The organism is Pseudomonas sp. D47 (assembly GCF_045447305.1).
Classification (GTDB): Bacteria; Pseudomonadota; Gammaproteobacteria; order Pseudomonadales; family Pseudomonadaceae; genus Aquipseudomonas.
On sequence record NZ_JBJGXU010000032.1, the window covers coordinates 44,895 to 69,184 of the forward strand.

Annotated in this window: 22 protein-coding genes and 1 pseudogene; 15 read left to right on the forward strand and 8 right to left on the reverse strand. The window is 59.4% G+C overall.

From position 1 onward, the window contains the following. Positions 1-23 precede the first annotated feature (23 nt). The 5 genes from lpdA to ACI77I_RS20075 all read left to right on the forward strand — a co-directional run bounded on the left by lpdA (position 24) and on the right by ACI77I_RS20075 (position 6,444). Complete coding sequence (gene lpdA, locus ACI77I_RS20055; protein ID WP_094950712.1) at positions 24-1,460, forward strand: dihydrolipoyl dehydrogenase; 1,437 nt, start codon at positions 24-26, stop codon at positions 1,458-1,460. A 202-nt stretch (positions 1,461-1,662) separates the two neighbouring features. After that, the gene (gene sucC, locus ACI77I_RS20060; RefSeq protein WP_094950711.1) at positions 1,663-2,829 is read left to right on the forward strand and encodes an ADP-forming succinate--CoA ligase subunit beta; all 1,167 of its coding nucleotides are present in this window, start codon (positions 1,663-1,665) and stop codon (positions 2,827-2,829) included. After that, positions 2,829-3,710 (forward strand): succinate--CoA ligase subunit alpha, encoded by an 882-nt coding sequence (sucD, locus tag ACI77I_RS20065; RefSeq protein ID WP_065872666.1) that lies wholly within the window; start codon positions 2,829-2,831, stop codon positions 3,708-3,710. The genes sucC and sucD overlap by 1 nt, the downstream gene beginning before the upstream one ends. A gap of 428 nt (positions 3,711-4,138) precedes the next feature. Continuing rightward, positions 4,139-5,452, forward strand: a complete 1,314-nt coding sequence (brnQ, locus tag ACI77I_RS20070; protein WP_094950710.1) for a branched-chain amino acid transport system II carrier protein — start codon at positions 4,139-4,141, stop codon at positions 5,450-5,452. 233 nt (positions 5,453-5,685) lie between these two features. Continuing rightward, a complete protein-coding gene (locus tag ACI77I_RS20075; RefSeq protein WP_094950709.1) occupies positions 5,686-6,444 on the forward strand; it encodes a DUF599 domain-containing protein in 759 nt (252 codons plus the stop codon). A gap of 84 nt (positions 6,445-6,528) precedes the next feature. On the opposite strand, the gene ACI77I_RS20080 is transcribed toward ACI77I_RS20075, so the two are convergent. After that, complete coding sequence (locus ACI77I_RS20080) at positions 6,529-6,786, reverse strand: hypothetical protein (RefSeq protein ID WP_094950708.1); 258 nt, start codon at positions 6,784-6,786, stop codon at positions 6,529-6,531. Between the two features lie 158 nt (positions 6,787-6,944). Between ACI77I_RS20080 and ACI77I_RS20085 the strand changes: the two genes are divergently transcribed. From ACI77I_RS20085 to ACI77I_RS20100, 4 genes are all read left to right on the forward strand, one after another. Next, positions 6,945-7,421, forward strand: coding sequence for a PaaI family thioesterase (locus ACI77I_RS20085; protein ID WP_094950707.1), 477 nt, complete (start codon positions 6,945-6,947; stop codon positions 7,419-7,421). After that, entirely contained in the window at positions 7,418-7,870 is a 453-nt protein-coding gene (locus ACI77I_RS20090) for a PaaI family thioesterase (protein ID WP_094950706.1), read from the forward strand. Before ACI77I_RS20085 ends, ACI77I_RS20090 begins: the two co-directional genes overlap by 4 nt. An 89-nt stretch (positions 7,871-7,959) precedes the next feature. Then, entirely contained in the window at positions 7,960-9,864 is a 1,905-nt protein-coding gene (htpG, locus tag ACI77I_RS20095; RefSeq protein ID WP_094950746.1) for a molecular chaperone HtpG, read from the forward strand. A gap of 66 nt (positions 9,865-9,930) precedes the next feature. Continuing rightward, a complete protein-coding gene (locus ACI77I_RS20100; RefSeq protein ID WP_406998254.1) occupies positions 9,931-10,659 on the forward strand; it encodes a dienelactone hydrolase family protein in 729 nt (242 codons plus the stop codon). Between the two features lie 122 nt (positions 10,660-10,781). Here ACI77I_RS20100 and ACI77I_RS20105 read toward each other — a convergent pair whose 3' ends face one another. Both ACI77I_RS20105 and ACI77I_RS20110 read right to left on the reverse strand, forming a co-directional pair. Further along, positions 10,782-11,648, reverse strand: coding sequence for a pirin family protein (locus ACI77I_RS20105; protein WP_406998255.1), 867 nt, complete (start codon positions 11,646-11,648; stop codon positions 10,782-10,784). A 64-nt stretch (positions 11,649-11,712) separates the two neighbouring features. After that, positions 11,713-12,129, reverse strand: coding sequence for an OsmC family protein (locus ACI77I_RS20110; RefSeq protein WP_094950703.1), 417 nt, complete (start codon positions 12,127-12,129; stop codon positions 11,713-11,715). A 140-nt stretch (positions 12,130-12,269) separates the two neighbouring features. Between ACI77I_RS20110 and ACI77I_RS20115 the strand changes: the two genes are divergently transcribed. The 3 genes and pseudogenes from ACI77I_RS20115 (at position 12,270) to ACI77I_RS20125 (ending at position 15,019) form a co-directional block, all read left to right on the forward strand. Then, on the forward strand, positions 12,270-13,292 hold the full coding sequence (locus ACI77I_RS20115) for an amidohydrolase family protein (protein WP_406998256.1): 1,023 nt from the start codon (positions 12,270-12,272) through the stop codon (positions 13,290-13,292). Positions 13,293-13,390: 98 nt separating this feature from the next. After that, positions 13,391-14,164: pseudogene (locus ACI77I_RS20120) on the forward strand (MCP four helix bundle domain-containing protein); the annotation flags it as partial. Continuing rightward, complete coding sequence (locus ACI77I_RS20125; protein ID WP_371917677.1) at positions 14,156-15,019, forward strand: methyl-accepting chemotaxis protein; 864 nt, start codon at positions 14,156-14,158, stop codon at positions 15,017-15,019. The pseudogene ACI77I_RS20120 and the gene ACI77I_RS20125, both read left to right, overlap by 9 nt. Positions 15,020-15,197: 178 nt before the next feature. On the opposite strand, the gene fabB is transcribed toward ACI77I_RS20125, so the two are convergent. The 5 genes from fabB to ACI77I_RS20150 form a co-directional block, all read right to left on the reverse strand. Then, the gene (fabB, locus tag ACI77I_RS20130) at positions 15,198-16,418 is read right to left on the reverse strand and encodes a beta-ketoacyl-ACP synthase I (RefSeq protein ID WP_053255243.1); all 1,221 of its coding nucleotides are present in this window, start codon (positions 16,416-16,418) and stop codon (positions 15,198-15,200) included. 11 nt (positions 16,419-16,429) lie between these two features. After that, the gene (fabA, locus tag ACI77I_RS20135; protein ID WP_003210552.1) at positions 16,430-16,945 is read right to left on the reverse strand and encodes a 3-hydroxyacyl-[acyl-carrier-protein] dehydratase FabA; all 516 of its coding nucleotides are present in this window, start codon (positions 16,943-16,945) and stop codon (positions 16,430-16,432) included. Positions 16,946-17,194: 249 nt separating this feature from the next. Then, positions 17,195-19,096: an ATP-binding protein gene (locus ACI77I_RS20140; RefSeq protein ID WP_406998257.1), complete on the reverse strand. Its 1,902-nt coding sequence runs from the start codon at positions 19,094-19,096 to the stop codon at positions 17,195-17,197. Then, on the reverse strand, positions 19,093-20,022 hold the full coding sequence (locus ACI77I_RS20145) for an ABC transporter substrate-binding protein (RefSeq protein ID WP_406998258.1): 930 nt from the start codon (positions 20,020-20,022) through the stop codon (positions 19,093-19,095). Before ACI77I_RS20145 ends, ACI77I_RS20140 begins: the two co-directional genes overlap by 4 nt. 1 nt (position 20,023) lies before the next feature. Then, entirely contained in the window at positions 20,024-22,144 is a 2,121-nt protein-coding gene (locus ACI77I_RS20150) for a TonB-dependent receptor domain-containing protein (RefSeq protein WP_317988385.1), read from the reverse strand. Between the two features lie 195 nt (positions 22,145-22,339). Here ACI77I_RS20150 and ACI77I_RS20155 point away from each other — a divergent pair, with 195 nt between their 5' ends. The 3 genes from ACI77I_RS20155 to sixA are packed head-to-tail and all read left to right on the forward strand — an operon-like array spanning position 22,340 to position 24,169. After that, the gene (locus tag ACI77I_RS20155; RefSeq protein WP_094950697.1) at positions 22,340-23,365 is read left to right on the forward strand and encodes an NAD(P)H-dependent glycerol-3-phosphate dehydrogenase; all 1,026 of its coding nucleotides are present in this window, start codon (positions 22,340-22,342) and stop codon (positions 23,363-23,365) included. Positions 23,366-23,375: 10 nt separating this feature from the next. After that, positions 23,376-23,723 carry a DUF4389 domain-containing protein gene (locus tag ACI77I_RS20160; protein WP_406998259.1) on the forward strand — a complete coding sequence of 116 codons (348 nt, stop codon included), beginning with the start codon at positions 23,376-23,378 and terminating at the stop codon, positions 23,721-23,723. After that, the gene (gene sixA, locus ACI77I_RS20165) at positions 23,720-24,169 is read left to right on the forward strand and encodes a phosphohistidine phosphatase SixA (RefSeq protein ID WP_406998260.1); all 450 of its coding nucleotides are present in this window, start codon (positions 23,720-23,722) and stop codon (positions 24,167-24,169) included. Before ACI77I_RS20160 ends, sixA begins: the two co-directional genes overlap by 4 nt. The last annotated feature ends 121 nt before the right edge of the window (positions 24,170-24,290 follow it).

Sequence of the window (24,290 nt, forward strand, 5' to 3'; positions counted from 1 at the left end):
TGCTAAATAGAGGAACTATTTTCATGTCGCAGAAATTTGACGTTGTAGTGATTGGTGCTGGTCCTGGCGGCTACGTTGCCGCGATCAAGGCCGCACAACTGGGCCTCTCGACTGCTTGCATCGAAAAATACACCGACAAGGAAGGCAAACTGGCGCTGGGCGGTACTTGCCTGAACGTCGGTTGCATTCCTTCCAAGGCGCTGCTGGACAGCTCCTGGAAATTCCACGAAGCCCAAAGCGGTTTCGCGATCCACGGCATCAACCATGCTGGCGTGACCATGGACGTGCCAGCAATGGTCGGCCGTAAAGCCAACATCGTTAAAGGCCTGACTTCCGGCGTTGCCACCTTGTTCAAGGCCAACGGCGTTACTTCTCTGCAAGGTCACGGCAAGCTGCTGGCCGGCAAGAAAATTGAAATCACCAAGCCTGACGGTTCGGTAGAAGTCATCGAAGCCGAGAACGTGATCCTGGCGCCAGGCTCGCGCCCAATCGACATTCCGCCTGCTCCAGTTGACCAGAACGTGATCGTTGATTCGACCGGCGCCCTGGAATTCCAATCCGTTCCTAAGCGTCTGGGCGTGATCGGCGCTGGCGTAATCGGTCTGGAACTGGGTTCGGTATGGGCCCGCCTGGGTTCCGAAGTGACCGTTCTGGAAGCCCTGGACACGTTCCTGCTGGCTGCCGACACCGCGGTGTCCAAAGAAGCGTTGAAAACCCTGACCAAACAAGGTCTGGACATCAAGCTGGGCGCCCGTGTTACCGGTTCCAAGGTCAACGGCGAAGAAGTCGTGGTGACCTACACCAATAAAGAAGGCGAGCAGACCATCACCTTCGACAAGCTGATCGTAGCCGTGGGTCGCCGTCCAGTGACCACCGACCTGCTGGCTTCCGACAGTGGCGTGAACATCGACGAGCGTGGTTTCATCCACGTTGACGATCACTGCGCTACCACCGTTCCAGGCGTGTACGCCATCGGCGACGTGGTTCGCGGCATGATGCTGGCGCACAAAGCTTCCGAAGAAGGCATCATGGTTGTCGAGCGCATCAAGGGTCACAAAACCCAGATGAACTACGACCTGATCCCGTCTGTTATCTACACACACCCGGAAATTGCATGGGTCGGTAAGAACGAACAGCAGTTGAAAGCTGAAGGCGTTGAAGTTAACGTCGGCACCTTCCCGTTTGCTGCTTCTGGCCGTGCCATGGCAGCCAACGACACCGGTGGTTTCGTCAAAGTCATCGCTGATGCCAAGACTGACCGCGTATTGGGCGTCCACGTGATTGGTCCAAGCGCCGCAGAATTGGTTCAGCAAGGCGCGATCGGCATGGAATTCGGCACCAGTGCCGAAGACCTGGGCATGATGGTCTTCTCCCATCCGACTCTGTCCGAAGCGTTGCATGAAGCAGCGTTGGCAGTGAATGGCGGCGCCATCCACATCGCCAACAAGAAGAAGCGCTAAGCGAGATAATAAGAAACCACGGCGGTTGCCCGTCGTGAGCCTTGCGCGCAAGACTCACCGCGGAATGTCCGCTGGACGCAGTCTTGCGCAGCTTTACGGGCGTTAAGCCCTGGAAGTTGTGCAAGCAGCAGTCACAGGTGGCGCGGCACTCATAATGAGCGCAGCGCCGAATGCGCAGTACCTAACGAAGACGGTAAAAAGCATGAATCTTCACGAGTATCAGGGTAAGCAGCTGTTCGCTGAATACGGCCTGCCAGTATCCAAGGGTTACGCAGTAGACACCCCGGAAGCAGCAGCAGAAGCTTGCGACAAAATCGGTGGTACCGAGTGGGTTGTCAAAGCCCAGGTCCACGCTGGTGGTCGCGGTAAAGCGGGCGGCGTTAAGCTGGTTCGCAGCAAAGAAGACGCCAAGGCCTTCGCACAGCAGTGGCTGGGCAAGCGTCTGGTGACTTACCAGACTGATGCCAATGGCCAACCAGTCACCAAGATCCTGGTTGAATCGTGCACTGATATCGCTAAAGAGCTGTACCTGGGCGCTGTCGTTGACCGTTCGAGCCGTCGCATCGTGTTCATGGCTTCCACCGAAGGTGGCGTGGACATCGAGAAGATCGCTCACGAAACCCCAGAAAAAATTCTGAAAGCCACCATCGATCCACTGGTTGGCGCTCAGCCATTCCAGGGTCGCGAGCTGGCTTTCCAGCTGGGCCTGGAAGGCAAGCAAGTTACCCAGTTCGCCAAGATCTTCGTAGGTCTGGCCAAACTGTTCAAGGATCACGATCTGGCCCTGCTGGAAGTGAACCCGCTGGTGATCAAGGCTGACGGCGATCTGCATTGCCTCGATGCCAAGATCAACATCGACGCCAACGCCATGTACCGTCAGCCTAAGCTGAAGACTTTCCACGATCCGTCGCAAGACGATCCGCGCGAAGCGCACGCTGCCAAGTTCGAGCTGAACTACGTAGCCCTGGAAGGTAACATCGGTTGCATGGTCAACGGTGCTGGCCTGGCCATGGGTACCATGGACATCGTCAACCTGCATGGCGGCAAACCAGCCAACTTCCTCGACGTGGGCGGTGGTGCTACCAAAGAACGCGTAACCGAAGCCTTCAAAATCATCCTGTCCGACTCCAACGTCGCTGCAGTATTGGTTAACATCTTCGGCGGCATCGTTCGTTGCGACATGATTGCCGAAGGCATCATCGGTGCAGTGAAAGAAGTCGGCGTTAAAATCCCGGTTGTTGTTCGCCTTGAAGGTAACAACGCTGAACTGGGCGCTAAAGTACTGGCAGAAAGCGGTTTGAACATCATCGCGGCTACCAGCCTGACCGACGCTGCTCAACAAGTTGTCAAAGCTGCGGAGGGCAAATAATGAGCGTCCTGATCAATAAAGACACCAAAGTTATCTGCCAGGGTATTACCGGTTCGCAAGGTAGTTTCCACACCCAGCAAGCCATCGAATACGGCACCAAGATGGTGGGTGGCGTTACTCCGGGCAAAGGCGGCACCGAGCACCTGGGCCTGCCAGTGTTCAACACCGTGAAAGAAGCAGTAGAAACCACTGGCGCCACTGCCAGCGTGATCTACGTTCCAGCTCCTTTCTGCAAGGACTCCATCCTGGAAGCAGCATTCGGCGGCATCAAGCTGATCGTTTGCATCACCGAAGGCATTCCTACCCTGGACATGCTGGACGCTAAAGTTAAGTGCGACGAGCTGGGTGTTACCCTGATCGGCCCTAACTGCCCAGGCGTGATCACCCCAGGCGAATGCAAGATCGGCATCATGCCAGGTCACATTCACTTGCCAGGTAAAGTCGGTATCGTTTCGCGTTCCGGCACCCTGACTTACGAAGCTGTTAAGCAAACTACTGACGCCGGTTTCGGTCAGTCGACTTGCGTCGGCATCGGCGGTGACCCGATCCCAGGCTCCAACTTCATCGACATCCTGAAGCTGTTCCAGGAAGACCCGAAGACCGAAGCGATCGTAATGATCGGTGAGATCGGCGGTTCGGCTGAAGAAGAAGCGGCTGCCTACATCAAGGCCCACGTGACCAAGCCAGTTGTTTCCTACATCGCTGGTGTGACTGCCCCTGCGGGCAAGCGCATGGGCCATGCTGGCGCAATCATCTCTGGCGGCAAAGGCACTGCAGACGAGAAGTTTGCTGCCCTTGAAGACGCAGGCGTTAAAACCGTGCGTTCGCTGGCAGACATCGGCAAGGCTTTGTCCGAGCTGACCGGTTGGGCTGTCAAGTAAGCCTCGCGCTTAGCTGACGCTTTACCAAGCAAAGGCCACCTTCGGGTGGCCTTTGTGCATTCTGGGTATTCTCATCAGATTGGATGCCCCGTCCACCTGTGGGAGTTGGCTTACCTGCGATAGCATCGACGCGGTTTGCCTGATGGGCCGAGTCGCCCGCATCGCAGGCAAGCCAGCTCCCACATGGGTCTGTATTGCCAAATTTAAGTATGAAAATGCGACATTTGGATGTCGCTTATCGGACAGTTCGCCCCGCAACAGTGCGTTTGTCGCCCAAATTCGTTAGGCTAGCCGCCTCTTTATGCGCCCGCATCTCAAAAGGAAGCCGCGCGCTAGACCGGTCGGTCCCCATAAGGACCGGCAGCAGTTCCCTCATCCATAGGGAATCCCTCTCTAAATTCCGATTCAGTAGTGTGGTATTTCCTCAAATGAAAGTGTTGAAGAGCCAGGATGTCCTGGCGTTAGGCTTTATGACTTTTGCCCTGTTCGTGGGCGCCGGCAACATCATTTTTCCGCCTATCGTTGGTTTGCAGTCCGGGCCTCATGTCTGGATGGCGGCGCTGGGCTTCCTGATCACCGCGGTCGGTCTGCCGGTGGTCACTGTGATCGCCCTGGCCAAGGTCGGCGGCGGTATGGACGCGCTGAGCAGCCCGATCGGCAAGATCGCCGGCGGCCTGCTCGCGGCGGCGGCGTACTTGGCGGTAGGGCCGCTATTCGCCACCCCGCGTACCGCGACCGTTTCGTTTGAAGTGGGCCTGGCGCCGCTGACCGGCGAAAGCCCGCTGGCGCTGTTCCTCTACAGCTCGGTGTATTTTCTGGTGGTGTTCTTTGTTTCTCTGTACCCGGGCCGCCTGCTGGACACTGTCGGTCGCTTCCTGGCACCGCTGAAAATCATCGCCCTGGCGATCCTCGGCATCGCCGCGTTTGCCCTGCCGGCCGGTGACATCGGCGTTGCCACGCCGGAATACGTCGCCGCACCGTTTTCCCAAGGCTTTATCAATGGCTACCTGACCATGGATACCCTGGGCGCGCTGGTGTTCGGTATCGTCATCGTCAATGCTATCCGTTCCCGTGGTGTTGAATCGCCACAGCTGATCACCCGTTACGCGATCATTGCTGGGCTGATTGCCGGCGTGGGCCTGGCGCTGGTCTACATCAGCCTGTTCCGCCTGGGTTCTGGCAGCCATGCCGTGGCCGCCGGTGCCGGTAACGGCGCCGCCGTGCTGCACGCTTACGTGCAACACACCTTCGGCTCCCTGGGCAGCGGCTTCCTCGCCGTGCTGATCTCCCTGGCGTGCCTGGTAACCGCCGTGGGCCTGACCTGCGCCTGTGCCGAGTACTTCAGCAAAATCCTGCCGCTGTCCTACAAGACACTGGTCGTAATCCTGGCGCTGTTCTCGTTGTTCGTGTCCAACCTGGGCCTGACCAAGCTGATTGCCTTCTCGATCCCGGTGCTCACGGCGATCTACCCGCCGTGCATCGTGTTGGTGGCCCTGAGCTTCTGCAAAGACTTCTGGCTGGAGCAGGGCCGTATCGTTGGTCCGGTGATGCTGGTGTCGTTCATCTTTGGCTGCATCGATGCACTCAAGGGCGCGGGCCTGGCGGATTGGATGCCGACCCAACTGGCGCACCTGCCGCTGAGCGAGCAAGGCCTGGCGTGGCTGGTACCGTCGGTGATGACGTTGGCCGTTGCCGTGTTGGTTGACCGTATGCTCGGCAAGCGTAGCGAAGCCATCGCTTAACGTAGCTTCTGGGCTGTACCGAAATGCCCCGTATCAATCGATACGGGGCATTTTTTTATGCGTGTATGACTACAACCCTCTAAAGTTGGAGTTCGGTCAATGTGGGGTCAGGCTTGCCTGCGATAGCGGCGGACCAGACGGCGCGGTAGTGACTGCACAGACGCCGTCGCAGGCAAGCCAGCCCCCACATGTTGAGCCACGTTCGTCCCCATCCACTGTGTCTAAGGACCCGCATGTCGTTCGTCGAAACCAATCAGATCCACCTGCTTGCCGCGCTGTGGTTCGTCCTGTGCTGGGGCGGTTACACCCGTTACGCCACCTGGAAAGCCCGTGACACCGCGTGCCTGGCCAGCGTGCTGCACCTGTATCGTGAAGACTGGATGCGCCGCATGCTGCTGCGCGATAACCGTATTGCCGACGCCAGCGTGGTCGGCAACCTGGAGCGCAACGCCTCGTTTTTCGCCTCCAGCACGCTGATCATCCTCGCCGGTATTCTCACCGTACTGGGCGCTTCCGAGCGGGCGGTGTCGTTGCTGGCGGACATACCCATGGTGCAGCAAGCCTCTCAGGGCATGTCGGAAATCAAACTGCTGTGCCTGGCGCTGGTGTTCGTCTACGCCTTCTTCACGTTCAGCTGGTGCATGCGCCAATACAACTTTGCGGCGGTGCTGGTGGGGTCGGCGCCGATGATCGGTGAGCGCCATGTGTCGGAGCAGGAGCGCAAGGCATTTGCCCTGCGGGCGGCGCGGGTGATTTCCATGGCGGCCAACCAATTCAACTTTGGGCTGCGTGCTTATTACTTCGGCATGACCATGCTGGCTTGGTTTGTCAGCCCGTGGTTGTTCATGTTGATGAGCAGCGGCGTCGTGGTGGTGCTGTATCGCCGAGAATTTCATTCCGACGTATTGCAAGTGATGGTATATACCCCGACCGACATGCCGGTATCGGAAGTGGCTAAAGAAACGGTGTCTTCACTCGGGCCGCAAGGTTAGTCCAACTTTTTTGCCACGGATAAAACAGCAGACAAAGAAAAGCCCGCTATATAAGCGGGCTTTTTTGCAGCAGTAGCCAGGCGATTATTGCTTGGCAGGTTCTGCTGGTGTGGCAGGTGCTGCTTCTTTCGCGGCGGCAGCGTTCGATTCAGCCTGAGCTTTGGCAGCATCGGCGTTTTCTTTCGCAGCGTCGTTCACTTTATCCTGAGCTTTGGCCATGTCTTTCTGAGCTTGCTCAGAATGCGAAGCTGCATCTTGGGCTTTGTCTTCGGATTTTTTATCGCAGGCAGCGAGGCCGAGGGCAGCGGCGAGCATCATGGAAATAGCTAAAGTCTTGCGCATTGGGTGTTTCTCCTTATTGAAGATATCTACTGGCCTTTCGAGCTTGGGCAGCCAGCATTAGTTCCTTTTGTTTCAAAGATATATAAAACACGGCCCTCAAGGAACTTTCACCCGTCATCCCATACTCCACCCGTCAACACTAATAAGAGTCTGTACACATGACCGAAAATCCCTTGCAGGAGCGCGCCACGCGCTTTGTTTCGGCTCTGCGCCATTGTCAGGTGCTGGGCATTACCGTTCATGCCGCAGGCTTGGAGGGCATCACGCTGCTGCTGCCTTACGCGCCCTCTATCGTCGGCGACCCGCAAACCGGCGTGATTCACGGTGGCGCGCTGACCTCTTTGATGGACACCGCCTGCGGCATGGCCACGTTGTGCGTATTGCCCGAGTTCGAGGTATGCCCGACCCTGGACCTGCGTATCGACTACATGCATCCCGCCGAGCCGCACAAACCGGTGTATGGCTTTGCGCAGTGCTACCGGGTCACCACCGACGTGATTTTCACCCGTGGTTTCGCCTATCAGGATGACCCGCAACAGCCCATTGCCCATGTGGTAGGCACGTTCATGCGCATGGGCAAGCGCCTTAAGGGCGCACAAGGATTGGGCAGCACGATCAAGGGAGAGCAGGCATGACACATCGATTCAAAACCCGTCTCGAACAAGCCCATGAGCGCGGTGACTACGAGGCTCTGCTCAACCTTGTGCCCTACGCCAAGCTGATCGGCATCGAATGCACGCGTTTGGGCGATGAATTGCTGTTCCGCCTGCCGGCCAACAAGGACAACATTGGTAACCCGATATTGCCGGCGCTGCACGGAGGGGTGATTGCCGGCTTCATGGAGCTGTCGGCGGCGTTACATTTGCTGGTATTTACCGGTGCGCCGGGCCTGCCGAAAATCATCGACTTTTCCCTGGATTACCTGCGCGCCGGGCAGTTCCGCGACACTTACGCCAAATGCCAGGTGTGGCGCCAAGGCCGCCGGGTTGCCAATGTGGCGATCACCGCCTGGCAAAGCACCCCGGCCGAACCGATTGCCACCGCCCGTGCACATTTCAAAATTGAGGAATCGGCGCGCCCTTGAAATCCTGGTCTTAGCCCCCAACTTTGATGACAACCCGCCGCCAACCCTCAAGGGCGCGGCCACTGCCATCCAATTGGAGTTTGATGACCATGAGTGTGGAAACTCAAAAGGAAACCCTGGGCTTCCAGACCGAGGTGAAGCAACTGCTGCACCTCATGATCCATTCGCTGTATTCCAACAAGGAAATCTTCCTTCGCGAATTGATCTCGAACGCCTCTGACGCTGTCGATAAATTACGTTTCGAAGCCCTCTCCAAGCCTGAGTTGCTGGAAGGTGGCGCCGAGCTGAAAATCCGTGTGAGCTTCGATAAAGACGCCAAAACCGTCACCCTCGAAGATAACGGCATCGGCATGAGCCGTGAAGACGCGATCACCCACCTGGGTACCATCGCCAAATCCGGCACCGCCGATTTCATGAAGAACCTGTCGGGCGACCAGAAGAAAGATTCGCACCTGATCGGTCAATTCGGTGTGGGCTTCTACTCGGCCTTCATCGTCGCCGACAAGGTAGAAGTATTCAGCCGTCGCGCCGGCCTCGACGCCAGCGAAGGCGTGCACTGGTCGTCCAAAGGTGAAGGCGAGTTCGAAATCGCCACCATCGATAAGGCTGACCGTGGCACCCGCATCGTGCTGCACCTCAAATCCGCTGAAGATGAATTCGCCGATGGCTGGCGTCTGCGCAACATCATCAAGAAGTACTCCGACCACATTGCACTGCCGATCGAGCTGCCGAAAGAACAAGCAGCCCCTGAAGGCGAAGAGCAGCCTGCCCTGGAATGGGAAGTGGTCAACCGCGCCAGCGCCCTGTGGACGCGCCCTCGCACCGAGGTGAAGGATGAGGAATACCAGGAGTTCTACAAGCACATCGCTCACGATTACGAAAACCCGCTGAGCTGGAGCCACAACAAGGTCGAAGGCAAGCTGGAATACAGCTCGCTGCTCTACGTACCGGCGCGTGCTCCGTTCGACCTGTACCAGCGTGAAGCGCCTAAAGGCCTGAAGCTGTACGTGCAGCGTGTGTTCGTGATGGATCAGGCGGAGTCCTTCCTGCCGCTGTACCTGCGCTTCATCAAAGGCGTGGTCGACTCCAACGACTTGTCGCTGAACGTGTCGCGGGAAATCCTGCAGAAAGACCCGATCATCGACTCCATGAAGTCGGCGCTGACCAAGCGCGTGCTCGACATGCTGGAAAAACTGGCGAAGAACGAGCCTGAGCAATACAAGGGTTTCTGGAAAAACTTCGGTCAGGTCATGAAAGAAGGCCCGGCGGAAGACTTTGCCAACAAGGAAAAAATCGCCGGCTTGCTGCGGTTTGCCTCGACTCAAGGCAGCGATGCGGAGCAAATCGTCTCCCTGGCCGAGTACCTGGCCCGCGCTAAGGAAGGTCAGGACAAGATCTACTACCTGACCGGCGAGAAATACGAAGCCGTCAAAGACAGCCCGCACCTGGAAGTCTTCCGCAAGAAAGGCATCGAAGTGCTGCTGCTGACCGACCGTATCGATGAGTGGCTGATGAGCTACCTCAGCGAGTTCGACGGCAAGACCTTCGTCGACGTGGCCCGTGGTGACCTGGACCTGGGTAACCTGGACTCCGAAGAAGAGAAGAAAGAAGCCGAAGAAGTCGCCAAGGCCAAAGAAGGTCTGGTTGAGCGGATCAAGACAGCCTTGGGCGATGCGGTCAGCGAAGTGCGGGTTTCGCACCGTCTGACCGACTCCCCTGCGATTCTGGCCATCGGCGAGCAGGACCTGGGCATGCAGATGCGTCAGATCCTCGAAGCCAGCGGTCAGAAGGTTCCGGATTCCAAGCCGATCTTCGAATTCAACCCGGCTCACCCGCTGATCGAGAAACTTGACGGCGAGCAAAGCGAAGAGCGTTTTGGCGACCTGTCGCACATCCTCTTCGATCAGGCGGCCCTGGCCGCTGGGGACAGCCTGAAAGACCCGGCCGCTTACGTGCGCCGACTGAACAAGCTGTTGGTTGAACTGTCGGTTTAACACCGTTGTAGAAAAACCCGCTTCGGCGGGTTTTTTTTGTTTAACGCATCCCAACTGGAGTAAATGATGAGCCAAGTCACAGTACGTTCCGTGGTCTATCAGATTGATGGCCAGTCTTATGAAAGTCGCCTGGCCTTCGATGCCAGCCACAAAGGCCCGCTGCCGGGCCTGCTGATGGCGCCGAACTGGATGGGTGTGAGTGCGGGTGCCGAAGACATCGCCAAAAGCGTTGCCGCCAAGGGCTACGTGGTGCTGATCGCCGACCTGTACGGGCAAACCGTACGCCCCTCAAATGGCGATGAAGCGGGCGCGGCGATGATGCCGTTGAAGAATGACAACCCGGTACTGATCAAGCGTATGCAGGCAGCGTTTGAGCAACTGCAAAGCCAAACCGAAGCGGCCGTTGAGGCCTCCAAGCTGGCGACCTTCGGCTTCTGCTTTGGCGGTTTCTGCTCGCTGGAGCTTGCGCGTACCGGCGCGCCCTTGAAGGCTGCCGTATCGTTCCACGGCACTATCGACACGCAGAACCCGGTTGGCGCGAAGAACGTCAAGGGCTCGGTGTTGGTGCTGCACGGCGCGTCCGACCCATTGGTGCCCAAAGAACAGCTGCCGGCGTTTGAAGATGAAATGAACGCAGCCGGTGTGGATTGGCAGTTGCTGAGCTACGGCGGTGCGGTGCATTCCTTCACCGACCCGCACGCCAATGTGCCGGGCAAGATGATGTACGACGCGAAGACCGCTGCGCGGGCGTTCCAGTCGATGCATAACTTGCTGGATGAAGTGTTCAAGGGCTGACCATGTGATCGTTCCCACGCTCCGCGTGGGAATGCCTGGCTAGACGCTCTGCGTCTGCTCTTTGTGACGCGGAGCGTCACGGGCTGCGTTCCCACGCAGAGCGTGGGAACGATCATCCAAAGCTATTTCACAGGCAACTCAATCCTTTCAGTTTCGCCCGGCACCGTCGGCCAATCCCCAGCCGCCCAACGCTGCCGCGCTTGTTCGATCATGGCCGGGTCGCTCGCCACGAAGTTCCAATTGATCCGCCGTGGCCCATCCAGCGGCGCGCCGCCAAACACCACCAGATGGCAATCGCTTTCAGCAAACAGCGTCATTTCCTGCCCCGCAGGCAATACCGCCAGGCTATGCACCTCCAACGCCTCGCCATCCAACTGCGCTTCACCCTCCAGCACATACACCGCGCGTTCCTCGTGCTCATCCGGGATCAGCAGGGTCGTGGCCGTCTGCATCCGCACTTCGGCATACAGTGTTGGCGACAGCACTGGCACCGGCGATTTGAGGCAGAAACCAGAGCCTGCGATCAGGCGGATCTGCACGCCCAAATTGTCGCTGACCGGCAAACTCGCTGCCGAGTGATGGCTGTAATGCCCTGGCCCGGTCTCGTGATCCTTAGGCGAGGCCAGCCATACTTGCAGGCCATGCAGGCTGAAACCTGCGGCCTTGAGCGCCTCGGGCGTTCGTTCGACGTGGGCGATGGCACTGCCGGCGGTCATCCAGCTGACGTCACCGGCGTGCACCACCTGGTCCGAGCCGAGGCTGTCCTTGTGTTGCAGTGCGCCCTCAAACAGATAGGTCAGCGTGGACAGCCCGATATGCGGATGCTGGCGGATGTTCATGCCGGTGCCGGCTGTATAGCGGGTGAGCAACAGATGGTCGAAAAACACAAAAGGCCCGACGCTGCGGCATTCGCGCGAGGGCAGCGGGCGCAGGATCGGCTGGCCTTCAACCTCTTCGGCGCGTGGGCGAATCACGGTGAGGGTGGTCATGGTGCGTCCCTGTCTGAGCGGGTTAGATGGCAGTGAGCATAACCCGCTCGACAGGGCGTTGGCGCTATTGGCTGAAGGCGCCTTCCGATAATTTCGTCTCGATAGTGACCTCAGCCGTGGTCATCAGCTTGTGCACCGGGCAGCGATCTGCCACGCGGTGCAGCTCGTCGCGCTGCTCGTCAGTGAGCACGCCTTTGAGGGTCAGCTTGACGCTGAGCTTGTACTTGCCTTTTTGCTCCTCGGTACTGTCGTGGGTGACTTCCACGGTCACGCCGGTCAGCGGGATGCTTTTTTTCTGGGCGTAGAGCTTGACGGTCAAGGCTTTGCACGATGCCAGGGCGGCATCGAAATAGTCGTGCGGGGAGGGCGCCGAGTCGTCGCCGCCCAGGCTCTTGGGCAGGTCAGTGAACAGTTCGTGGTTGTTGATATTCACGCTGTGGCGAAAGTTATCGTGGTTCAGGGTGTTGACGGTAACAGGCATGGTGAACCTCACAGGTTGGCGGGATGAAGGTCATGCAGTTATAGAGCATGCTGGCACTTAGGTGTTCCGCGTTTTTTTGGCTGATGAACCCCGGCACATGCCGCAAGGTCTACCCGTATTAGCCTATATCGAGGTTTACCGTGCCCTGGAATCGCCTGAGTCTGGCCCTGTTACTCGCCGCCAGTAGCCTTGCTGCGCAAGCCCGCGACTATGCCTACAGCGACGCGCACCTGCATTACGTGGATTTCTTTCAGGAAACGGCGGGCATGGATAAGTTGCTCAAGGCCATGGCCGACGCTCGCATCGAACACATGATGATTTCCGGCATTCCCGTGGCCAAAAAATGGCACGAAGACGAACCCAAGCGCCCGCGTTACTACGCCGGTGACGATGCTGACGCCTATTGGTACAGCGCCACCGATGTGATCGTCGCGGCTGCGCTGAATAAGCTCACACCTGAGCAGCGTCAGCATTTCCATCCGTTTCTGTCCGGTTTCAACCCTAACGACAAGAACTCTGCCGCGCATATCCAGCGCATGCTCGATCTCAATCCTGGGTTGTGGCAGGGCATCGGCGAAGTGTTCACGCGCCATGACGACCTCACGGCCTTGACCGCCGGCGACACCCCACGTGCCAACAACGAAGCCATGAAGCGCATCTATCACCTTGCCGCCGAAAACGACCTGCCGGTGCTGCTGCATTCCAATATCACCTCCAAACGCGAGCGCAACCCGCTGTACCTGCCGGAGGTGGAAGAATCGCTGCGCAACCACCCGCACACCCGCTTTATCTGGGCCCACGCCGGTACCAGCAAGGAGATCCACCGCCATCAGGTGCAGATGGACTTTCTACTGCCGACCTTGAGCCGCCTGTTGGAGGCGTATCCCAACCTGTACATCGACCTGTCCTGGAGCATGCTCACGCCGTACTTGCTCGATGACGCGGGTAAGCCAAGGCCTGAGTGGTTAAAGCTGGTAGAGCGTTTCCCGGAGCGCTTTATGGTGGGTTCGGACGTTGTAGGGCGCTTCAACAAGCTCGGTAAGGAAATGCATCGCTTTGATCCGTTTCTCGATGCACTGCCCGAAGCGATAGCCCGCAAGGTGGCACGCGATAACTTCCTGGCGACTCTGCCGAAATCCACTCGCGATGAGCAGGCACATTGATATCGCCTTTTCGTCTTACGCAAATGTGAGCAGGGGCCGATACCTTTCAGGATGCCCCGCTGCAGGTGGATGCAGCGCATTTGGAAGGAATCCCGGCAATGAGTAGTATCCGCAGTCTGAATATCGCCCCCCGTGCCGGCTTGGGCTTTGGCGTGCTGGCGTTGATGGTGTTCGCCTTGGGCGGCTTCGCCCTGTTGCAAATGGCTAATATGCGCCATCAGTCGGATCAGGTAGAAAATAACTGGCTGCCCAGCGTGATGGCGGTGGGGGAGATGAACCAGGACCTGCTGCGGATTCGCGCGCTGACCCTGCGTTTGCTGGTCAACCGTGACTCGCAGGCGCTCGCGCAGAACGAGCAGAAACTCACCGACCTCAAGAATGGCCTGCATCACGCGAAGACGCTCTATGAAGGGCTGATCGTGCTGCCCGAAGAGCGCACGCTGTTTGATCGCTTCAAGGCCGAAGAGCAGCAATACCTGCAGCGTCAGGACCTGGTCATGGGGTTCTCCAAGGCTAATCAGTTGGAGGATGCAATCAAGATCGTCAACGGCGAGATGAATCAACTCGCCGATGCGATGTCCAGGACGCTGCATGACCTGGTCGCCTTGAACAAGGCCAGTGCCAATCAGGCCGCCAGCCTGGCGCAAAGTGTGTTTACTCAGTCGCGTACGTGGGTGATCGTCATGATCGTACTGACTGCGTTGATCACCGTCGGGTTGGCGGTGTGGCTGACCCGCAGCATCGTACTGCCGCTGGCGCAGTCGCTGAAAGTTGCCCAGGGCGTGGCCGGTGGCGACCTGACCGGTGAGATCAGTGTGACCGGCAACGATGAGCCGGCGCGTTTGCAACAGGCGCTCAAAGGCATGCAGGAGAACCTGCGTGACACCATCCGGCGCATTGCCGAATCCTCGAACCAATTGGCCTCGGCGTCCGAAGAACTCAGTTGCGTGACTGAGGACGCTACCCGTGGCCTGCACCAGCAGAATCAGGAAATCGAGCAGGCGGCCACGGCGGTTAACCAGATGACGGCGGCGGTGGAAGAGGTGGCGAGTAATGCGGTGGCAACGTCACAGGCGTCCCGCGAATCTGACCGCATTGCCCAGCGTGGGCGTGAGCAAGTGCACCAGACGGTGGCGTCGATTGAGGCGTTGGCCACGGATGTGACGGCCAATGCGACCCAGGTCGAGGCGCTGGCGCAGAAGGTGTATGGCATCAGCAAAGTGCTGGATGTGATTCGCTCGATAGCCGAGCAGACTAACCTGCTGGCGCTGAATGCGGCGATTGAAGCGGCACGCGCTGGGGATGCCGGACGTGGGTTTGCGGTGGTGGCGGATGAAGTGCGGGCCTTGGCCCATCGCACGCAGCAGTCGACCCAGGAAATCGAGCAGATGATCAGCGGGATTCAGCAGGGCACCGATCAAGCCGTCAGTTCGATGCAGCAGAGCAATACGCGGGCGCGTTCCACGCTGGATATCGCCAAGTCGGCGGGCACGGCGCTGGAGGAGATTGCCTCGGCGTTTGCGCTGATCAACGAGCGCAACCTGGTGATTGCCAGTGCGTCGGAACAGCAGGCGGCGGTGGCGCGGGAGGTGGATCGCAATTTGATGAATATTCGCGATTTGGCGCACCAGTCCTCGACCGGGGCGAACCAGACCAGTGCGGCGAGCCAGGAATTGTCGCGGTTGGCGGTGGACCTGAATACCATGGTGGCGCGGTTTTCGGTGTAGGGCGTGCAAGCGAGTTGACGCCATCGCAGGCAAGCCAGCTCCCACAGTTTGATTTGTGAACACCGTCAAATGTGGGAGCTGGCTTGCCTGCGATCAGGGCGACTCGGTGTCAAATCCGCCCCCCCATAAAAAAGCCCCGAACCAGTCGGGGCTTTTTCATGTGATCAACTTGCGGGGCTTACTTGCCCTGCCAGCGTTTCAGCACCAAGGTAGCGTTAGTGCCACCGAAGCCGAAGCTGTTGCTCATCACGGTGTCGATTTTGACGTTTTCAACGGTCTTGGTCAGGATCGGCATATCGGCAACGACCGGGTCGATCTCTTCGATATTGGCCGAACCGGCCATGAAGTTGCCTTCCATCATCAGCAGGCAGTAGATCGCTTCGTGAACGCCGGCGGCGCCCAGGGAGTGACCGGACAGGCTCTTGGTGGAGCTGATGGCCGGGGCTTTGTCGCCGAATACCGCACGCACACCTTCCATTTCCTTGGCGTCGCCGACCGGAGTCGAGGTGCCGTGGGTGTTCAGGTAGTCGATTGGGGTATCCACGGTGGACATCGCCATCTGCATGCAACGGATGGCGCCTTCGCCGCTTGGCGCAACCATGTCGTAGCCGTCGGAAGTCGCGCCGTAACCGACGATTTCCGCGTAGATCTTCGCACCACGGGCCAGAGCGTGTTCCAGCTCCTCGACCACCACCATGCCGCCACCGCCGGCGATGACGAAACCGTCACGCTTGGCGTCGTAGGCGCGGGAGGCCTTCTCCGGGGTTTCGTTGTACTGGGTGGACAGCGCGCCCATGGCGTCGAACAGGAACGATTGGCTCCAATGCTCTTCTTCACCGCCGCCGGCAAACACGATGTCCTGCTTACCCAACTGGATCTGCTCAACGGCAGTACCGATGCAGTGAGCACTGGTGGCGCACGCCGAGGAGATCGAGTAGTTCACGCCCTTGATCTGGAACGGCGTGGCCAGGCAGGCCGAAACGGTGCTGCCCATGGTCCGTGTGACACGGTACGGGCCAACGCGCTTCACGCCTTTTTCGCGCAGGATGTCCAGCGCTTCCATCTGGTTGAGGGTCGATGCGCCGCCGGAGCCGGCGATCAGGCCGGTGCGTACGTTCGAAACCTGGTCTTCGCTCAGGCCGGAGTCGGCGATGGCGTCTTTCATGGCCAGGTAGGCGTAGGCGGCAGCGTGGCCGACGAAGCGATAGATCTTGCGATCGATCAGTTCTTCGAGGGGCAGGTCGATGGAGCCGGAAACCTGGCTACGCAGACCCATTTCGGCATATTCCGGGTTGAAGCGGATGCCAGGGCGACTTGCACGCAGGTTAGCGGTGACGGTCTCTTTGTCATTGCCCAGGCAAGAAACAATGCCCAGACCAGTGATAACGACGCGGCGCATGCGGATAACCCTTAAAAGTTGTCAGTGGAAGTGAATACGCCGACCCGAAGGCCTTCGGCAGTATAGATCTCGCGACCGTCGACAGTCACCGAACCGTCGGCGATAGCGAGGTTCAGCTTGCCCTTGAGGACGCGCTTGATTTGAATGTTGTAAGTGACTTTCTTGGCGGTTGGCAAGACCTGGCCAAAGAACTTCACTTCGCCTGAACCCAGGGCGCGACCGCGGCCTGGCAGACCTTGCCAGCCCAGGTAGAAGCCAACCAGTTGCCACATGGCGTCAAGGCCCAGGCAGCCCGGCATGACAGGGTCGCCTTCGAAATGGCAGGCGAAGAACCACAGGTCAGGGGTGATATCCAGCTCGGCGACCAATTCACCTTTGCCGTACTTGCCACCTTCTTCGCTGATATGGGTGATGCGATCCACCATCAGCATGTTAGGGGCGGGCAGTTGCGCGTTACCTGGGCCGAACAGCTCACCGCGACTGCAGCGCAGCAGGTCTTCCCGAGTAAAGGCGTTTTGTTTGGTCATGCGAGCTCCTCAATAATCCCATGCGGCAGGGTAGGGCAAATCTTCCCGAACCGAATGAAGCGTTCATGCCTCATGTCGGCAGCCTACACATAGACTATTGCGTTGTAGTGAAAGTCACAGCGATAAGGTACTGAATGTACACTTGTTCACTGAAATTTTAAACCGGGCCTGTTTATGGGCCCGTTCGGGTGCCTAAGACTGCCGCACTTTCGTCTTTCACGCCAGTCGCAGTTGGTTGATGGCCCAGCGCTATTGCACCCAGCGTTGCAGGATTTGCTGCAAATCCGTGCGTTTGAACGGCTTGGCCAGGTAATCGTTCATTCCGGCTGCCATGCAGGCTTCGCGATCGCCCTGCAACGCATTGGCGGTCAAGGCAATAATAGGCAGATCGGCGCAGCCGGGCAGTTGGCGAATTTGCCTTGTGGCCTCGTAGCCGTCGATTAACGGCAGGCGGCAATCCATCAGGATCGCGGTAAAAATCAGGCTCTCGGCACTGCGGATGGCCTCGGCGCCGTCGGTGGCCAGGCTCACTTCAAAGCCCAGGCTGCGCAACATGGCTTCGACCACGGTGCGGTTGACCGGGTTGTCTTCTACCTGCAGCACGTGGCGGCCATCGCCGGCGCTGCTCTTGCCTTCGGCGTGCGGGGTAATCGTCGGCAGGCTTTGCTGATCGATGGCCAGTGGAATTTCCAGGGTAAACACCGAGCCTCGGCCTTCCTCACTTTGGGCGCGCAGCGTGCCGCCCATGCGTTCGGCCAGGGTGCGTGCGATCGGCAAGCCCAGCCCGGTGCCGCCGTAACGTCTTGAAATGGAACTGTCGGCCTGCTGGAACGCGTCGAACATCAGTTCCAAGCGCTCGGCGGAAATCCCGATGCCGCTGTCGCGCACGGTGCAGGTGAACCACACCAACTCGTGGTCGAGGGTTTGCCAGTGAGGCTCGACAGTCACCGTGCCGTGTTCGGTGAACTTCAGCGCGTTGCCGATCAGGTTCACCAGGATCTGCCGGATACGCGTGGGGTCGCCCTGTACGCGCAGGGCGTCCATGCCCTGCGGAATCGGCAGCTCCAGCGCCAGCCCGCGTTGCTGGGCGTTGTGCTGGAAGGCCTGGGCGCAACTGCTGATCAGGTCCGCGAGGTTGAACGGGATATGTTCCAGCTCCAGTGCGGCGCGTTCGATGCGTGAGAAATCGAGGATGTCGTTGATCACCTTGAGCAAATGCTCGGTGGACTCGCTGGCCAGCGCCGCGTACTCGGTCTGCTCCTCGGTCATCTCGGTGGTTTCCAGCAGTTGCAACATGCCCAGCACGCCGTTCATGGGTGTGCGCAACTCGTGGCTCATCATCGCCAGGAAGTCCGACTTGGCATTGTTCGCCCGTTCGGCTTCCTCGCGCGTCTGGATCAACTGGGCCATGGCCTGGTGCTGTTCACGGCTGGCCTGGTTGAGGCCCTCGGCGAGGTTATTGATATGCCGCGACAGGTCACCCAGTTCCGAGTCGTCGACAATCGGCAATGGCGTTTTGTAATCACCTTGCTGGATGGCCTTCACCGCATGGCCCATGGCGCTGATCGGCTGCGACAGGCTGGCGGCCAGGCGCCGTGCGAGCAGGAAGGTAAATAGCAGGGCGAACAAGGCGAGGATGCCGGCCTTGAACAGGATCTCCTGTTGGCGCTGACTGAACGCGTCATTGGACATGCCGACAATCACCCGGCCCAGGTAATCCGCGTGCGGCGCCTTGGGTTCGTTGAGGTTGTCCTGGAAAAAGTCGTTACCCAGTTGGATATGCTGCAAGCGAATGGGGGCTTGGTAGACTTTCATCGACAGTGAGCGGTCGTGATTTTCCGACGGCTGTTCGACGTACACCAGGACTTGCTCGGTGCTGTCCTGAATCTCCAGAAAGCGCACATGGGGCGTGGCCAATGTTGCGCGCAGCAGGCTCTCGAGCACGTCGTTGTTGCCGGAAATCACGCCGTACTCGGTGGCGGGGGCCAATTGGTTGGCGATCAGTTGGCCGGTGTGGTCCAGTTCCTGGCGCAGGTCCTGGATTCGCACGAAGGTGAAAAAGCTGATCAACAGCAAGGTCAGCAACAGCGCCGGGCCCAGGGTGATGAGCTGGGTGCGGGTGTTGATGTCCCAACGACGACGCAAGGTCATGGACGTTTTTCTCCTTCGGCCAATCGGGCGGCGACGGCGACTTCGTCAACCTGTTCGATCCCCAGTGAGCGTGCGACTTGCGGGTTGCCCACGACTTTGAAGTGTTCCGGGTACAACGTGCGCGGCCAACTGGCCGGCGGATGGTCTAACAGTCGGCCGAGTACATTGAGCCAGTCGGCCTGGTCGCTGTAAGTGCTGGCCAGGCTGCCGGCCTTGACGAACCCGGCGTTGGGCCCCACCAGCGGCAGTTGTTGGGCGTAACTGCTGAGCAACAGGTTCTTCACGGTTTTCGGGTTGTAGAGCCGCGGGTCATCGAGGCCGAGCAGCACGTCACTGCTCTTGAGCAGGTTTTGCAGCGGGCGGCTGTCATTAATGTTGTCCCAGCGCTGCGGCACAATCTCCAGCCCCATAGGCGCTGCGTACTGGCGCAACTCCTGCAGCAGGAACTCACTGTCGACGCCGTAGAGCACGCCGATGCGTTGGGCCTGGGGCAGGATATCGGCGATCAGTTTCAGTTGACGCTCAAGAGGGGGATCGCTCCACAACAGGCTGATTTTTGCTGGGTGAGTGTTGCCCAGGCGCTGCCGGGCTTGCAGGCGGCTGATGCGCAGCACCAAGGTCGGCGGGCCCTGGGCATCCTGCAGGCGCCAATCGAGACCCGGCAGGTCGAGCAGGATCAGACGGGTGTTGGCAGGCAACTCACTGGGGGGCGGCAGGTCTTTGAGCGGGGTGAAGGTCACATGGTCTTCGGGGCGCTGCTGGGCAAGGGCCTGGGTAAAGGCTTGCATACCGGCACCGTCTTCGGCGGCGGTCAGCAGAATGTCGGCGCTCCAGGCCGGCGCAGTCAGCAGCAGGCACGCCAACAGCACGCCGCGCCGCCACAGCCGTGCAACATAAAGGAGGGTCATCCGTGACTGATCGCCCATGTCAGAACTCTAACTCCGCGCTGAAGTAGAGGACGTGGCGACTGTCGTAGTTGTTGTCGGCCCAAGTGGTCGGCTGGTTATCCAGGCGTTGTTGCAACATACCGGCCAGCTCCACGTTGGCTTTGCCCAGGGCAATGCGCTTGGCCACCCGCAGGTCGACCCGTTCGAAGCGATAGTGGTTGAGTGCGTCGTCGCCATAGTAGAACAGCGCGCTCGACCAGCCGTGGCCCCATTCGCGCAACCAGCCGGCCGAGCCGCTGTTGCGTGCAGTTTGCGCTTTGTCCTTGGGGTTACTGGCGGTGGCGTCGACGTAAGCATAGGTCAGCCGCAGGCGGTCGGCGTTGCTCATACGCCAGTCGAACTGTGATTCGGCGCCGGTAAACCGCGAGCTGTTGGCATTGCTGGCAATGTATTGGTTGTTGCGCAGCGGCGAGCTGATCATGTCGGTGATTTCGTCGTAGAACAGTTTCACGTCGACATTCAGCCCAAGGTCGGCAAAGAAGCCGTTGTAGCCCAGCTCGCGCGAACGCATCAACTCTTTATCGAGGTTCCCGGGCCCGCGTGTTACCACAAAATATTGCCCGGAGTTTTGTCCGTAGGTCGGCGAGCTGAGATTGGTGACGCGATAGCTCCAGTTGACGTTGTTCTCGAACATGTCCGGCGAGCGAATCGCCTCGGAATACACCGCGCGCAGGCCGTGGCGCGGGTTGATCAGGTAATTGACCGCCACCCGCGGCGTCAGCGAGTTGCCGCTCAAGTGGGTGTCTTCGTACATCGCGCCGCCTTGCAGCAGCCAGTGTTCGCTGGCGCGCCATTCCAGGTGGCCGAACAGGCGCCAGGTGGTGTCGTCGAGGGTGCCGTTGAAGTAGGTGTCGGAGTCGGCGCGGTCGTAACGGTAATTCATGCCGCTGACCAGGCGCAGGCTGTCGGACAGGCTCAGGGTGTCTTGGATCTCGAGGTCGTAGCGGCTTTCGCGGGTGCTTTGGTCGATGTTGCCGCAGACAGGGTTTTTGCCGTCGCCACCCCATTGCTGCAGCACTTGCTCGGCCAGCGCCCGCTCGGCGCTACTGCCTGGCGGCGGATTGCCGGGCGTGTAGGTGTTCATATGCCGGGCCAACTGCTCGGCATAGTTGGGGTTGAGCTGCCACAGCTGGGTCAGTTCCGGGCTGAACGACACCTTGGCGTCACAGGCTTTCCAGATCTGTTGGCGGTCCCATTGCTGGGCCGAGCCCTGGATATACAGGCTGTGTTCGGGGTTGAACTCGACGTTCCAGCGCACGGAGCCGGCATAGTCCTTGGCCGTCACGTCGGAATTGGTGCCACCTTCGGTAATCCCGGCGAATACCGGGGTGTAGGTATAAGGGCGCTGATTGCTGCCTTCTTTGGCGTCGAGTTGCACATCGATGCTCTGCTGCGCGTTCAGGGTCTGGCTCACGGCCAAGCTGAAACGGCTGAGGCGGCGGCCGTCCCGGCGGTCGGCACCGACCTTATCGCTGTCAAAACCATCGTCCTGTTGCCCGGACATCGACAGGCGCAAGTCACCGGTTTCCCAGCCCATGCCCTGGCTGGCGTAGAAATCGTTGATGCCGCGTTCGCCACGCACCACTTTGACCCGCGAGCCGTGGCTGTTGGACGGTGAGCGTGTGAGGATATTGACCACCGCCATCAACGCATTGGCGCCATAGCTGACGGTGTTGGGGCCGCGAAACACCTCGATACGTTCGATGTCTTCCATGGCCACTGGGATATCACTCCAGTCCACCGTGGCCAGGCCTGCGCGATACACCGAGCGCCCGTCGATCAACACCTGCATGCGCCGCGCATCGCTGGCACTGGTGCCGTGGTAGTTCACCGCAGCCTGGTTGCCGGTGGTGTAGCCGACCATCATCCCCGGCACCAGCCGCAGCAACTCGGCGATGTCTCGCGCGCCGCTGGCCTTGATCAGCTCGCTGTCGATCACGGTCATGCTGCCGGGCACGGCGGCCGCCGATTGCTTGAGGCGTGTGGCCGTCAGTACCTGGGGCAGCGGCTGGCTGTCGAGGAACAGGTCATCGGCCAATGCAGACGCGCTGCAAAGCAGCATCAACAACACAGATGAGCGAGGAGGAGGGCCCAGATACACGGTACAGCCTTGATAATTGCGGATAGCCGCCCATGTTAACTGAGGTGGGGCCATTTGCCAGTCGTCGCCCTTGCAATTACTTCACACAAACCTGGCATTTTCCGACAAGCGTGTGAATTGTCATGGGGGCTGGCCGCAAGCGGGTCGCCCCGTATAATGCCGGCATCGCCACTGGTATGGATTAACGGATTGCATATGACTGAACAGCGCCCTATTGCGGTCCTGGGAGGCGGAAGTTTTGGTACCGCCGTGGCAAACCTGCTGGCCGAAAACGGCCACGCGGTGCGCCAATGGATGCGCGATCCCGAGCAGGCCGAGGCCATCCGCGTTCACCGTGAAAACCCCCGTTACCTTAAAGGCATCAAGATCCATGCGGCTGTGGAACCGGTCACAGACTTGCTGGCTACGCTCAATGAGTGTGACCTGTGCTTCGTCGCGCTGCCTTCCAGCGCCTTGCGTTCGGTGCTGGCACCCCATGCCGAACGCCTGGCGGGCAAGCTGCTGGTCAGCCTGACCAAAGGCATCGAGGCGCACACCTTTAAGCTGATGAGCGAAATCCTCGAAGAGATCGCCCCCCAGGCGCGCATTGGCGTGCTGTCCGGGCCGAACCTGGCGCGAGAAGTCGCCGAGCACGCGCTGACGGCTACCGTGGTCGCCAGTGAAGATGAAGAATTGTGTGAGCGCGTCCAGGCGGTGCTGCATGGCCGCACCTTCCGCGTCTACGCCAGCAGCGATCGCTTTGGCGTCGAACTGGGCGGGGCGTTGAAAAACGTCTACGCGATCATCGCCGGCATGGCCGTGGCCTTGGGCATGGGTGAAAACACCAAGAGCATGCTGATCACCCGCGCCTTGGCGGAGATGACCCGCTTTGCGGTGAACCAGGGCGCTAACCCGATGACTTTTCTGGGGCTGGCGGGCGTTGGCGACTTGATCGTGACCTGCTCGTCGCCCAAAAGCCGCAACTATCAGGTGGGTTTCGCCCTGGGCCAGGGCCTGAGCCTGGAAGACGCGGTGACGCGCCTGGGCGAAGTTGCCGAGGGCGTCAACACCCTTAAAGTGTTGAAGGCCAAGGCCCAGGAAGTCGGTGTGTACATGCCGCTGGTCGCCGGGCTGCATGCGATTCTGTTTGAAGGGCGCACCTTGAATCAGGTCATCGAGTTGCTGATGCGCGCCGAACCGAAAACCGATGTCGACTTTATTTCCACCAGTGGTTTCAACTGAGGAACGCGCCATGAACGATCCGAAAGCGGCCCCTAAATACGAGTCCATTCTCCTGCGTGTCCTGTGGATGCTGGTGTTTGCCCTGGTGTGGCAAGTCGCGCAGTTCCTGCTTGGCGCGCTGGTGGTGGTGCAGTTGGTGTATCGCCTGATCTACGGCGCGCCGAACCTGGGCCTGATGAACTTTGGTGACAGTCTCAGCCAGTTTCTTGCGCAGATCGGCCGTTTCGGTAGCTTCCACACCGAGCAAAAACCTTGGCCGTTCGCCGATTGGCCGACGCCGCACGCACCCGAAGGTGAGGCTGCCCACAGCGTGCCGCCGGCGCCGCACCCGGTGCGTGATGAAGAGCCGAAACTGTGAAGCTGTGGGTTTTGCGTCACGGTGAAGCCGAAGGGCATGCGCGCACCGACGCCGAGCGCAACCTCACTGAGCATGGCCGCAGCGAAGTGTTGCGCAGTGCCGCGCAGTTGATCGGGTTGCCGATCAGTGCCATCTTCGCCAGCCCGTATGTGCGTGCGCAGCAAACTGCGCACCTGGTGCGTGATGTGTTGGGTTTTGAGCCGGACATTCGCACCGTGGCGTGGCTGACGCCGGACAGCAACCCGGTGCAGGTGCTGGAAAAACTCGACACTGATGACAATGTGCTGCTGGTCAGCCACCAACCCTTGGTTGGCAGCCTGATCAGCTTTTTGCAGCATGGCCATCTGCGGCAGCCGCAACCTATTTATACCGCCAGCCTGGCGGAGCTTGAAGGGGATTTTCCGCTGGCGGGGTTGATGAGCTTGGTGAGTGTGAAGAACCCGTAGGGTTGGAGGTATCTATGCAGCTCTTTGTGTTGCGTTTGGTCTTAGGTAGATTGAGTACATATCCGTTGCTGCGGTAACGGCGGCTATTGGTTCCGCCCTTACGGCGGGTCACTTTTGGAAA